The 12,392-nt window shown below is 77.6% G+C and carries 11 protein-coding genes and 2 pseudogenes; 11 read left to right on the top strand and 2 right to left on the bottom strand.

The genetic code is table 11. The features are described from left to right. The 10 genes and pseudogenes from ACRYM6_RS17825 to ACRYM6_RS17780 form a co-directional block, all read left to right on the top strand. Window positions 1-203 (top strand): annotated as a pseudogene (locus ACRYM6_RS17825) (hypothetical protein); the annotation flags it as partial. Window positions 204-367: 164 nt separating this feature from the next. Continuing rightward, window positions 368-2,035, top strand: a complete 1,668-nt coding sequence (locus ACRYM6_RS17820; protein ID WP_432544220.1) for a carbamoyltransferase family protein — start codon at window positions 368-370, stop codon at window positions 2,033-2,035. Further along, on the top strand, window positions 2,032-3,576 hold the full coding sequence (locus ACRYM6_RS17815; RefSeq protein WP_432544219.1) for an HAD-IIIA family hydrolase: 1,545 nt from the start codon (window positions 2,032-2,034) through the stop codon (window positions 3,574-3,576). The genes ACRYM6_RS17820 and ACRYM6_RS17815 overlap by 4 nt, the downstream gene beginning before the upstream one ends. Further along, window positions 3,573-4,592 carry a glycosyltransferase family 9 protein gene (locus ACRYM6_RS17810; RefSeq protein WP_432544218.1) on the top strand — a complete coding sequence of 340 codons (1,020 nt, stop codon included), beginning with the start codon at window positions 3,573-3,575 and terminating at the stop codon, window positions 4,590-4,592. Before ACRYM6_RS17815 ends, ACRYM6_RS17810 begins: the two co-directional genes overlap by 4 nt. Further along, the gene (locus ACRYM6_RS17805) at window positions 4,589-5,539 is read left to right on the top strand and encodes a glycosyltransferase (RefSeq protein ID WP_432544217.1); all 951 of its coding nucleotides are present in this window, start codon (window positions 4,589-4,591) and stop codon (window positions 5,537-5,539) included. Before ACRYM6_RS17810 ends, ACRYM6_RS17805 begins: the two co-directional genes overlap by 4 nt. Continuing rightward, window positions 5,539-6,756, top strand: a pseudogene (locus ACRYM6_RS17800) (glycosyltransferase); the annotation flags it as partial. The gene ACRYM6_RS17805 and the pseudogene ACRYM6_RS17800, both read left to right, overlap by 1 nt. A 69-nt stretch (window positions 6,757-6,825) precedes the next feature. Continuing rightward, window positions 6,826-7,395: a D-sedoheptulose-7-phosphate isomerase gene (locus ACRYM6_RS17795; protein ID WP_432544222.1), complete on the top strand. Its 570-nt coding sequence runs from the start codon at window positions 6,826-6,828 to the stop codon at window positions 7,393-7,395. After that, on the top strand, window positions 7,392-8,780 hold the full coding sequence (locus tag ACRYM6_RS17790; RefSeq protein ID WP_432544216.1) for a PfkB family carbohydrate kinase: 1,389 nt from the start codon (window positions 7,392-7,394) through the stop codon (window positions 8,778-8,780). The genes ACRYM6_RS17795 and ACRYM6_RS17790 overlap by 4 nt, the downstream gene beginning before the upstream one ends. After that, a complete protein-coding gene (locus tag ACRYM6_RS17785) occupies window positions 8,777-9,754 on the top strand; it encodes a glycosyltransferase family 9 protein (protein ID WP_432544215.1) in 978 nt (325 codons plus the stop codon). Before ACRYM6_RS17790 ends, ACRYM6_RS17785 begins: the two co-directional genes overlap by 4 nt. 106 nt (window positions 9,755-9,860) lie before the next feature. Further along, window positions 9,861-10,256, top strand: coding sequence for an STAS domain-containing protein (locus ACRYM6_RS17780; RefSeq protein ID WP_432544214.1), 396 nt, complete (start codon window positions 9,861-9,863; stop codon window positions 10,254-10,256). Window positions 10,257-10,262: 6 nt separating this feature from the next. On the opposite strand, the gene ACRYM6_RS17775 is transcribed toward ACRYM6_RS17780, so the two are convergent. Next, window positions 10,263-10,484 (bottom strand): hypothetical protein, encoded by a 222-nt coding sequence (locus ACRYM6_RS17775; RefSeq protein WP_432544213.1) that lies wholly within the window; start codon window positions 10,482-10,484, stop codon window positions 10,263-10,265. A 390-nt stretch (window positions 10,485-10,874) separates the two neighbouring features. On the opposite strand from ACRYM6_RS17775, the gene ACRYM6_RS17770 reads away from it, so the two are divergent. Further along, window positions 10,875-11,858, top strand: coding sequence for an AraC family transcriptional regulator (locus tag ACRYM6_RS17770; protein ID WP_432544212.1), 984 nt, complete (start codon window positions 10,875-10,877; stop codon window positions 11,856-11,858). On the opposite strand, the gene ACRYM6_RS17765 is transcribed toward ACRYM6_RS17770, so the two are convergent. After that, a complete protein-coding gene (locus ACRYM6_RS17765) occupies window positions 11,810-12,244 on the bottom strand; it encodes an STAS domain-containing protein (protein WP_432544211.1) in 435 nt (144 codons plus the stop codon). The genes ACRYM6_RS17770 and ACRYM6_RS17765 overlap by 49 nt on opposite strands. Between the last annotated feature and the right edge of the window lie 148 nt (window positions 12,245-12,392).

The following is a 12,392-nucleotide window of genomic DNA, read 5'->3' as shown; positions in this document are numbered from 1 at the left end:
CCCCCCCCCGCCCCCCCTCGCACCCCCCGGCGCGCAGCACCCACCCGGCGCCCTCCCGGGCGGGGAGGTTGAGGCGGGGGGCCACGCCCGGCCCGCCCCACGACCGGCAGATCAAGAAGGACCTCGAGCGGTTCAAGGCCTTCATCGAGTCGCGCGGCGGCGAGACCGGCGCCTGGCGCGGGGACGTCACCCCGCCGAAGTGATCCCCCGCCCCTGAGCACGGCCCGGCACCCCCTGGGGTGCCGGGCCGCACCCGTCTCGGGAGGCGACTGTCCGCCCCCTCTGGCAGGGTTCACGCAGGTCCGAAGATCACGGGCCGTAGGGGACGCTCGAGCACTGGGCGCGGACACAGAGAGGTCGCCAGCGCATGCGCATCCTGGGGATCAACGCCGTCTTCCACGACACCGCCGCCGCGCTGGTCGTCGACGGGGAGATCGTCTTCGCCGCCGAGGAGGAGCGCTTCAGCCGTCGCAAGCACGGCAAGCGGCCCGTCCCGTACGCCACGTGGGAGCTGCCCGACCTGGCGATCAAGCACGCGCTGGCGGCGGCCGGCCTGACCCCCGCCGACCTCGACCTCGTGGGCTACTCCTACGACCCCCGCCTGGTGCTGCCGAGCTCCGAGCTCGACCTCGGGGACCCCGACGACGCGATCCGCACCCGGTACGCCGAGCGCGCCCCCGAGGCCATCGCCACCGCGCTGCCCGGGCTGGACCCGGCCAAGGTCCGCTTCGTCCCCCACCACGTCGCGCACGCCGCCTCCGCGGCGCTGGCCTCCCCGGCCGCGGCCCGCGAGGGCGGCTGCAGCGTCCTGACCGTCGACGGCCGGGGCGAGCGGATCTCCTCCCTCGCCGGCCGCTACCGCGGCGGGCGGCTCGAGGTCCTGCACGAGACGGGCCTGCCGCAGTCGCTGGGGTTCGTCTACGAGGACCTCACCCGGCACCTCGGCTTCACCCACTCCTCCGACGAGTACAAGGTCATGGCGCTGGCCTCGTACGGCAAGCCCCGCTTCGCCGACGAGATCGCCGAGTTCGTCCACGCCACCGGCGACGGCGGGTTCGTCGCCAAGGTCCCGGACTTCTCCCGCTGGGCCCCGCCGCTGGCCGACGGCGAGAGCTGGGACCCGCGCCAGGACTCCGGGCAGGCCGACCTCGCCGCCAGCGTCCAGGAGGTCCTGGAGCGCACGCTGGTCGACGTCGCCACCTGGCTGCACGGCCGGACCGGCGACCGGGTGCTGGCGATGGCCGGCGGCACGGCGCTGAACTGCGTCGCGAACTCCCGCATCTGGCGCGAGTCCCCCTTCGAGGAGGTCTACGTCCAGCCCGCGGCCGGCGACTCCGGCACCGCGCTCGGCGCGGCGCTGCAGCTGTCCGCCGACGCCGGTGAGATCGTCGCCCCCATGGAGTCCGCCGCCCTGGGCCGGTCCTGGACCGACGAGGAGCTCGCGCAGTGGCTCACCACGGCGCGGCTGAACTTCACCACCCCCGACGACCTGGCCGGTGAGGTCGCCGACGTCCTGGCGGACGACGGGGTGGTGGCCTGGTTCGACGGCCGCGCCGAGTTCGGGCCGCGGGCGCTGGGGCACCGCTCCCTCATGGCGCACCCGGGGAAGAAGGAGAACCTCGAGCGCCTCAACGACGTCAAGGGCCGGGAGCAGTTCCGCCCGGTCGCGCCGATGGTGCTCGCCGAGCGCGCCGAGCAGATCTTCTCCGGCGGCCCGATCCCCAGCGAGTACATGCTGTTCGTGCACGACGTGGCCGAGGAGTGGAAGGACCGCATTCCCGCCGTCGTCCACGTCGACGGCACCGCCCGCATCCAGACGATCCACGACGACCGCACCCCGCACGTCGCGGCGCTGCTGCGCGCCTTCGAGGAGCGCACCGGGCTGCCCGTGGTGGTGAACACCAGCCTCAACACCGCCGGCCGGCCCATGGTGGACGATCCGCGCGACGCGATGGAACTGTTCGGGTCGGCCCCGGTCGACGTCCTCGTCCTCGGCCCGCACCTGGTGCGCCGCAGCGACTTCACGAAGCCGTGACGGGTTTCTCGGTCGTCATCCCCTCGGTCGGGCGCCCCAGCCTGGCCGTCCTGCTCGGCACCCTCGCCGCCCAGGACGGCCCGGCGCCCGACCAGGTCGTCGTGGTCGACGACCGCCCCGGCCGCGCCACCGGTCGGGACGGCGCGCAGGACCCGTGCGAGCGGGCCTGCGCCGACGCCCGCGCCGCCGGCCTGGACGTGCGCCTCGTGCGCTCGGGCGGGCGCGGTCCCGCCGCGGCCCGCAACGCCGGGTGGCGACGGGTCCGCAGCGAGTGGGTCGCGTTCGTCGACGACGACGTGGAACTGCCCGCCGACTGGTCGACGCGGCTGCTGGCCGACCTCGACGCCACCACCACCGCGGTCGGCGCCGTGCAGGGCCGCATCCACGTCCCGCTGCCCACCGACCGCCGCCCCACCGACTGGGAGCGCGGCACCGCCGGGCTCGCCGACGCGCAGTGGATCACCGCCGACATGGCCTACCGGCGCACCGCGCTGGAGCAGGTCGCCGGGTTCGACGAGCGGTTCCCGCGGGCGTTCCGCGAGGACGCCGACCTGGCCCTGCGCGTCGTCGCCGCCGGGTGGCGCATCGTGCGCGGCGAGCACCTCGCCGTCCACCCCGTGCGGCCCGCCGCCGACCTCGCCAGCCTGAAGCAGCAGCGCGGCAACGCCGACGACGTCCTCATGACCGCCCTGCACGGCCGCGACTGGTACGAGCGGGCGAACTCCACCGTGGGCCGGATCGGGACGCACGTGGCGACCACCTCCGCCGCGGCCGTGGCCCTGGCGGCGCTGCTCGCCGGGCGGCGCCGGACCGCCGCGCTGGCCGCGCTGGGCTGGGCCGGGCTGACCGCGGAGTTCGCGTGGCGGCGCATCGCCCCCGGCCCGCGCGACCTGCCCGAGGTGCGGCGGATGCTGCTGACCAGCGCCGCGATCCCGCCCGCCGCGGTGTACCACCGGCTGCGCGGGGAACTGGCCGTCCGCACCGCTCCGCCCGCGCCGTGGCCGCCGCCGGTGCGCGCGGTGCTGTTCGACCGCGACGGGACCCTCGTGCACGACGTCCCCTACAACGGCGACCCGGACCTGGTGAAACCCGTCGACGGCGCCCGGGAGCTGCTCGACGCGCTGCGCGCCCGGGGGCTGCGCCTGGGGATGGTCACCAACCAGTCCGGCGTGGCGCGCGGCCTGCTGACCCGCGCCGACGTCGACGCCGTGAACGCCCGCGTCGCCGACCTGCTCGGCCCCTTCGACACCGTGCAGGTCAGCGTCGACGGCCCCGACGCCGTCTCGCGCACCCGCAAGCCCGAACCGGGGATGGTGCTCGACGCCGCCCGCGCGCTCGGCGTGCTGCCCGCCGAGTGCCTCGTCGTCGGCGACATCGGCGCCGACGTGGAGGCCGCGCTGTCCGCCGGGGCCCGGGCCGTGCTGGTGCCCACCGAGGTCACCCGCGCCGAGGAGGTCGAGGCGGCTCCCCTGGTCGTCGGGGCCCTGGCCGACCTCGACGCCGTCCACTGGGACCGGCTCACGGGGGTGGGGCCGTCGTGAGGCTCCTCGCCTGCCGCCTCGACAACGACGGCGACGTGCTGGTCACCGGCCCCGCCGTCCGGGCGCTGGCCGCCGCCGGCACCGTCGACGTCCTGGCCTCCCCCGCCGGGGCGGGCGCCGCCCGGCTGCTGCCCGGCGTCCGCGACGTCCTCGTCTTCGACCCGCCGTGGTCGGGCTTCGCCCCCGCCCCCGTCGACCCCGCCGCCGTGGGGCGCCTCGTCGCGCAGGTCCACGCCGGCGGGTACGACGAGGCCGTCGTCTTCACGTCCTTCCACCAGAGCCCGCTGCCGCTGGCGCTGCTCCTGCGGATGGCGGGGGTGCCGCGGATCGCGGCGTCCAGCGTCGACTACCCCGGGTCCCTGCTCGACGTGCGGCACCGCCGCGAGGAGGGCCCCGAGCGGCACGAGGTCGAGGCCGCGCTGGACCTGGTCCGCGCCGCCGGGCACGACCTGCCCGCCGGCGACGACGGCCGACTGCGGGTGCGCACCCCGGCCGGTGCGGGCGTCGACCTGCCCGAGCGGTTCGTCGTCGTCCACCCCGGCGCCTCGGTCCCGGCCCGCGCGCCGCTGCCCGAGCAGGCCGCCGCCGTCGTGGGGGCGCTGCGGCGCAGCGGGAGGGACGTCGTCGTGACCGGCGGTCCCGCCGAGCGCGACCTCACCGCCGCCGTCGCCGGCGACGGCGCGCTGGACCTCGGCGGGCGCACCGACCTCGCCGGGCTGGCCGCGGTCCTGGCCGCGGCCGACGCCGTCGTCGTGGGCAACACGGGCCCCGCGCACCTGGCCGCGGCCGTCGGGACCCCGGTGGTGTCGCTGTTCTCCCCCGTCGTCCCCGCCGCCCGCTGGGCGCCGTACGGCGTGCCGCACGTCCTGCTCGGGGACCAGGACGTCGTCTGCGCCGGGTCCCGGGCCCGCGAGTGCCCCGTCCCCGGCCACCCCTGCCTGGCGTCCGTGGCCCCCGACCGCGTCGTGGCGGCCGTGGACGCCCTCACTAGAGAACTGCTGGAGGTCACCCCGTGAGGATCCTCGCCTGGCACGTGCACGGCTCGTGGACGACGGCGTTCGTCCAGGGCCGTCACACGTACCTGCTGCCCGTGGACGACGAGCGCGGCCCCGACGGCCGCGGCCGGGCCCGGACCTGGGACTGGCCGGCCGGTGCGCAGGAGGTCCCGGTCGCGGACCTGCGCGACGCCGAGTTCGACGTCGTGCTGCTCCAGCGCCCCCACGAGCTCGACCTCGTCGAGCGCTGGACCGGCCGCCGCCCCGGCCGCGACGTGCCCGCCCTGTACGTCGAGCACGACGCCCCCCGCGGCGGGGCCGCCGACAGCGTCCACCCGCTCGCCGACCAGGACGCGATCCCCCTGGTGCACGTCACGCAGTTCAACCGCACCTACTGGGACAACGGCCGCGCCCGCACCCGCGTCCTGGACCACGGCGTGGTCGACCCCGGCCACCGGTACACCGGCAGCGCGGAGTCCCTGGCCGTCGTCGTCAACGAGCCCGTGCGCCGGCGGCGCGTGGCCGGCACCGACCTGGTGCTGGACCTCGCCGAGGACCTGCCCGTCGCCCTGTACGGCATGGGCGTCACGCCGCTGGCGGGGGTGAAGAACCTCAGCGTGTACGAGGACCTGCCGCAGGCCCGGATGCACGAGCTGCTGGGCACCCACCGCGCCTACCTGCACCCGTACCGGTGGACGAGCCTGGGCCTGTCCCTCATCGAGGCGATGATGATCGGGATGCCCGTCCTGGGGCTGCCCGCCACCGCCGCCCCCGAGGCGGTGCCCGCCGCGGCCGGGGTCCTGTCCAGCGACCCGGACGTGCTGCGCGCCACCGCGCGCCGCTGGCTGGCCGAGCCCGAGGAGGCCCGCGCCCGCGGGCTCGCCGCCCGCGAGCACGCGCTGCGCGCCTTCGGGATCGAGCGCTTCCTCACCGACCTGGACGCCCTGCTGACGGAGGTGGTGGCCTGATGCGCATCGCGATGGTCAGCGAGCACGCCAGTCCCCTCGCCGTGCTCGGCGGGGTCGACGCCGGCGGTCAGAACGTCCACGTCGCGGCCCTGGCCGGGGCGCTGGCCGACCGCGGCCACGACGTCGTCGTGCACACCCGCCGCGACGACCCCGACCTGCCCGAGCGCGTCTGGCTGCGCCCCGGCGTGGAGGTCGTGCACGTGGAGGCCGGGCCGGCCGAGCCCGTCGCCAAGGACGACCTGCCGCCGTTCATGGAGCGGTTCTCGCAGGTCCTGCGCGAGACGTGGCAGCGGGACCGGCCCGACGTCGTGCACGCCCACTTCTGGATGTCGGGCCTGGCCGCGCTGCCGGCCGCCCGCGCCCTGCGCATCCCCGTGGTGCAGACGTTCCACGCCCTGGGCAGCGTCAAGAAGCGCTACCAGGGGGTCGAGGACACCTCCCCGCCCGAGCGCGAGGAGACCGAGCGCCGGCTCGCCCGGGAGGTCGACCTCGTCGTCGCGACCTGCCGCGACGAGGTCTCCGAGCTGCGCTCGGCCGGGTCGCCCCCGCACCGCGTGCAGGTCGTGCCGTGCGGGGTGGACGTCGAGCGCTTCGCCGCGCCCGCCACCGACGGCACCGGCGGGCCCGGCGTGGCCGGCCCGGTGGGCCCGGGGTGCCGGACCCGGCTGCTCACCGTGGGGCGCCTGGTCCCGCGCAAGGGCATCGAGGCCGCGATCCGGGCCCTGGAGTTCCTGCCCGACGCCGAGCTCGTCGTCGCCGGCGGGCCCGCCGCGCACGACCTCGACGGCGACCACGAGGCCGTGCGGCTGCAGAAGGTCGCCGTCGAGCTGGGCCTGTCCGACCGGGTCCACCTCGTCGGCCGGGTCAGCCCCGACGACCTGCCCGCGCTGCTGCGCTCGGCGGACGCGCTGCTCGCCACGCCCTGGTACGAGCCGTTCGGGATCGCCGTCCTGGAGGCCATGGCCGCCGGGCTGCCCGTCGTGGCGACCGCCGTCGGCGGGATGCTCGACACCGTGCGCGACGGCGTCAGCGGCCGGCTCGTCCCCGTCGACGCGCAGGGCCGGGTCGCCCCCGAGCACCTCGCCGCGGCGGTGGCCTCCGTGGTGACCGACCCCGCCGTCGCGCGCCGGATGGGGGCGGCCGGGCGCCGCCGCGCCCGGGAGCGGTACGACTGGGCGCGGGTGGCGGCCGCCACCGAGACCGCCTACGAGCAGCTGCTGGGCACCGCACCGGTCGTCCCCACCACCCGCGAGTACCTGCGCGGGCACGTCGGGGAGCTGGCCGGGGTGGTGCGGGCGCTGGAGTCCGAGGCCGACCGCATCGACCGCTGGGGCCGCGAGCTGGTCGCGGTCGTGGACCGCGGCGGGCGGCTGCTGGTGGCCGGCAACGGCGGCAGCGCCGCCGAGGCGCAGCACCTCACCGCCGAGCTCGTGGGCCGGTTCGTCGGCGAGCGCCGGCCGCTGTCGGCGATCGCGCTGCACGCCGAGAGCTCCGCGGTCACCGCGATCGCCAACGACTACGGCGTGGAGGAGGTCTTCGCCCGCCAGGTCGAGGCGCACGGCCGTCCCGGTGACGTGCTGCTGCTGGTGTCCACCAGCGGCCGGTCCCCGAACCTGCTGCGCGCCGCCGAGCGGGCCCGCGAGCACGGCCTGACGGTGTGGGCGCTGACGTCGACCTCGCGCAACCCGTTGCGGGAGCTGGCCGACGACACGCTGGGGTTCCCCGGCCCGAGCACGTCCGCGATCCAGGAGGGGCACCTGATGGCGGTGCACGCCCTGTGCGTGGCCGTGGAGGCGCACCTGCCGGCGCGGCGGGTCGTGGACCTGACGGCCGTCGAGGACGAGGTGCTCGCGTGAGCGGCTCCCCCACCCGGGCCGCCACCCGCACGGTCGTGGTGGTCGGCGACGCGCTGCTGGACCGCGAGGTCGTCGGGTCCTCGACCCGGCTGGCCCCGGACGCGCCGGTGCCCGTCGTCGACGTCGAGCAGACCCGCGAGTCCCCCGGCGGTGCGGCGCTGACCGCGCTGCTGGCCGCCGGCGACCCCTCGGTCGCCGTGCACCTGGTGGCGCCGGTGGCCGACGACGCCGCCGGGCACCGGTTGCGGGAGCTGCTGCCCGGTGTGCGGGTGCACGCCCTGGGGCACGAGGGCCCCACCCGCACCAAGTCCCGGGTCCGCACGAACGGCCAGGTGCTGACCCGGCTCGACGAGGGCGGCCCGGGGACGCCGACGACGGTCGAGACGGACGTCCTGGCCGGTGTCCTGGGCGCGGCGGACGTGGTGCTGGTGTCCGACTACGGCGCCGGCACGACCGCCGACCCGCGGGTGCGGGCCGCGCTGACCGAGGCGGCCGGGCGGGTCCCGGTCGTGTGGGACCCCCACCCCCGCGGCGGCGACCCGGTGCCCGGCTGCGCGCTGGTGACCCCGAACCTGGCCGAGGCCCGCGCCGCGCTCGCCGCGGCCCCCGCCGGTCCCGCCGCCGACGAGCCGGGGGCCGTCGCGACCGCGCTGCGCGCGCACTGGGGGGCCCGCGCCGTCTGCGTCACCGTGGGCGCGGCGGGGGCCTACTGCGCCTCCGGCGACGAGGTCCTGCACCTGCCGGCGCAGCCCGCCTCCGGTGACCCGTGCGGGGCCGGGGACCGGTTCGCCGCGACGTGCGCCGTCGAGATCGCCCGCACCGGCTCCCTGACGCCGGCCCTGGACCGCGCCGTGCAGGACGCCTCGGCGTGGGTCGCCGCGGGCGGCACCTCCGGGTTCTTCGCCGACGCGACCGCGGCGCCGCGCCGGGTGCGGCGGCCGGGCCTGGAGTCGGCCCGCGAGGTCGCCGACCGCGTCCGCGCCGCGGGCGGGACCCTGGTGGCCACCGGCGGCTGCTTCGACGTCCTGCACGCCGGGCACGTCGGCTGCCTGGAGGCCGCGCGCGACCTCGGGGACGCGCTGGTGGTGCTGCTGAACTCCGACGACTCCGTGCGCCGGCTCAAGGGCCCGGACCGCCCCGTGTGCGGGCAGGACGACCGTGAACGGGTCCTGCGGGGCCTGGCCAGCGTCGACGCCGTCCTCGTGTTCGACGAGGACGACCCGCGGGCGGCGCTGGCCGAGCTGCGCCCGGACGTGTGGGCCAAGGGCGGGGACTACACCGAGCTGCCCGAGGGCGACCTGGTGCGCAGCTGGGGCGGGCGCGTGGAACTGCTGCCGTACCTCGACGGCCGGTCCACGACGAGCATCCTGAACCGCACCCGGTGACCGCCCCGACCGAGGTGGGGACCGAGGTGGACCTGGGCCCCGGCGACCTGCTGGTGCTGCGGGCGCTGGGGCTGGGCGACCTGCTCACCGGGATCCCCGCGCTGCGGGGCCTGCGCCGCCGCTTCCCCGGCCACCGGCTCGTGCTGGCCGCCCCGCCGGCCGTGGGGGGTTTCCTGCGCCGGTACGGGGTCGTGGACGAGGTCCTCGTGACGCGCGACCTGGACCCGTTGCGGGCCAGAGGTTCGGGGCACCTGGCGGTCGACCTGCACGGCAACGGCCCCGCCAGCCGGGACCTGCTCGCCGCGACCGGCCCGGCCGACCTCCTGGGTTTCGCCACCGACGGGTACGACGGGCCGCCGTGGCACCGGCACGAGCACGAGGTGGCCCGCTGGTGCCGGCTGGTCGCGGCCTGGGGCGCGGACGCCGGGCCGGAGGACCTGCGGCTGCGCCCGCGCGGCCCGGTGCCCGACGGTCCCGTCGTGGTGCACCCCGGGGCCGCGTTCCCCGCGCGCCGGTGGCCGCTGGAGCGGTGGCGGGAGGTCGTGACCCACCTCGTGCGGGATGGCCACGACGTCGTCGTCACCGGCACCGCGGACGAGGCCGCGCTGGGCGCGGACCTGGCGCGCGCCGGGGCCCGCGACCGCTGCGGCACGTCCACGCTGGACGAGCTGGCCGACCTCGTGGGGTCCGCGCGGCTGGTGCTGTCGGGCGACACCGGGACCGCGCACCTGGCGACGGCGTTCGCGACGCCGTCGGTGCTGCTGTTCGGCCCCACTCCCCCGGCGTGGTGGGGCCCGGCGGTCGACGCCGACCGGCACACCGTCCTGTGGCACGGGGACCCGGCGGCGCGCGACTACGTCGGGGACCCGCACGGGACGCGGGTCGACCCGACGCTGGCGCGGATCACCGTCGCGGAGGTCGTGGACGCCGTGGCGCACCTGCCGGCCGGTGGGCGGCTGGCGCCCGCTCCCTGATCTGTTGAGCGCCCGGACCGCCGGGGGTACGGTGCGGTCAGGTTGTGCAGCCAGCCTCCAGGACGGAACCGGACCGGGCCGTCGTCCCACGGCAGGAGGCAGGACGGTGCCACGACCCACCCTCGACGAGACGCCCCTCGAGGTGCTGACCCCTCGCCGGGGTTTCCCCACGATCTCCGAACCGCCGCTGCGGCTGCGGCTGGACCCCGAACCCGACGACGCCGGCCGCCGGTGGCTGCACCTGCACGGCGAGTTCGACGCCCGCGCGGTGGAACTGGTGTGCGCCGCGGTCGACCACGTCCTGCGCTCGGGGCGGGACGTGGTCGTCGACGTCGGGTCGGTGGAGTTCTGCGACGCCTCCGCGGCGCGGGCCCTGCTGGCCTGCGCGCACCAGGCCGCCGCCGCGCGCCGCACGATCCGCGTGGTGAACGCGCGGCCGTTCCAGCGCCGGTTGCTCGCGACGCTGCGGGTGGAGGAGATGGTGTCGGTCGAGGGTCCCTGAGGCGCCTCAGGGTTCCACGGCGGGTTTGACGGCGGGTTCGGGGGCGGGGTCCAGGACGGACGCCAGCCGCCGGGCCCGTTCCCGGTCCGCGGCGGCCCGCGACCGTTCGAGGGCGGCGAGGCCGACGAACCGGTCGAGCTGGTCGTCGGCGGCCCGCAGGGCGATCTGCTCGTACAGCGCCGCGCAGCGCTCGTGGAGACCGGCCGATTCCCGGCACGCCCGCAGCACGGCGTCCCGGGTCTGCCGGACCCCGTCCGGCCGCCCGCCCCCCCCCCCCCCCCCCCCCCCCCCCCCCCCCCCCCCCCCCCCCCCCCCCCCCCCCCCCCCCCCCCCCCCCCCCCCCCCCCCCCCCCCCCCCCCCCCCGCCGCTCCCACCCGGTGCCCCGTCCGCACGTCCCGCTCCCGCGTCGTCCCCGCGCGCCGCCCGGGGAGCTCCCTGTTGAACGCCCGGGCGTCGTGCACGGCGGGGCGTGGGCCCTTCCGCCCCACCAGGGTCGCCCGGGCGGGCCCCGGCGGCCACGGGTCCGCCGCAGGACCTTCGCTGCGCGGCCGCGCGGTGCGTAACCTGTCCAGCGGCCCCCGGACCGGGGCCGCCGTTCTCCGTTCCCCGGAGGTCACGTGCCCGCACGACCCGCCCCCGACCCGGTGCAGCGCACCACCTTCTCCTCCGACGACGAGGAGGTGGTGACCGACTTCATCCGGCGCACCTACGCCGAGAACCGGTCCCGGTTCGCGCCCGTCCGCCGTGCCGCGCGGTTCTCCGCCCTCACCTGCGACACCCCGTTCGTGGGGGCGGACCGGGTGCGCACGAGCATCGACTACGACGGCACGAGCGAGGAGGGTTTCAGGTACTACCTGTTCTTCGTCGTCCACGCCGGCAGCGTGCAGGTCACCAGCCGCGACGCCGGGACGACCGCCACCCGCGACGACGTCGCGATGTACCCGCTGGGGGTGCCCGTCGACTTCGCCATGCGCGGTTTCGACGTCACCACCGTGCGGTTGCCCGCCGAACGCGTCCACCGCGTCGCCGAGGACCTCACCGGCCTGCCCGCCCGGGACGTGCGGTTCCTGGGGATCACCCCGGTGTCCCCGGCCCTGGAGCGGTACTTCCGCTCCCTGACCGCCCTGGTCGGCGGGGCCCTGAGGGACCCGGACTCACCGCTGGGCTCACCGCTGCTGGCCGAGGACCTGGCCCGCACGGCCGCGACCGCGGCCCTGCACGTCTTCCCGAACACGACGATGACCCGTCAGCACGTCCCCGGCCCCGGTTCCACGGCCCCGGCGACGATCCGCCGCGCGGTGGCCCACGTCGACGCGAACGCGCACCGGCCGCTGCCGCTGGACGAGATCGCGGCGGCGGCCGGGACGGGCGCGCGCGCCCTGCAGGACGGGTTCCGCCGGCACCTGGGCACGACGCCCCTGGGGTACGTGCGCCGGGTGCGGCTGGAGCACGCCCGCCGGGAACTGCGGGAGGCCGACCCCGCGCGCGGGGACACCGTCGCCGCGGTCGCGGCGCGGTGGGGTTTCTCCAACGCCGGGCGGTTCTCGGCCGCCTACCGGGCCGCGTTCGGCGAACCGCCCGGCGACACCCTGCGCCGGTGACCGTCGACGGGCAGCAGCGCGTCCAGCTCCAGCAGCGCGAACACCCGGCGCTGGAAGGGGCGGACGTGGACCAGCCGCAGCCGCGCACCGGCGTCGCGGGCGCTGCGCGCGCAGGCGAAGAGCGCGTCGCACGCCGGGACGTCGCAGAACGTGACCCGGCCCAGGTCGAGCACCACCTCCCGCCCCGGGCCCAGGAGGGGCTGGACGGTGCCCTGGACGAGGGGGGCGGACTCGACGTCGAACTCCCCGTCCAGCACGACGGTGCGTCTGGACGGGGTGGACAGGACCTGAACCCGCAGGGCGGGCCCCGGGTCCGGGGTGGTCGCGGTGCCGATCGCGCTGCCGATCGCGCTGCCGATCGCGGTGCTCATCACGGTGGTCGTCACGGGACGCCCCCTTCGTGTGGCCGACGCCCGGCCGGGGCGTCGTCGCCGAGGCTGGTGGTGCAACCTGCGGCCCACGGTAGACCTGCCGGGGCCCGCTGGGAAGGCCGCAGCACCCCTCAGCCGGGACGGTCGCGGCGGGGGCGGCCGG

Origin of the sequence: Kineococcus rugosus (assembly GCF_050871975.1) — a bacterium.
Classification (GTDB): domain Bacteria; phylum Actinomycetota; class Actinomycetes; order Actinomycetales; family Kineococcaceae; genus Kineococcus.
This window is presented reverse-complemented; position numbering and strand designations above follow the sequence as displayed.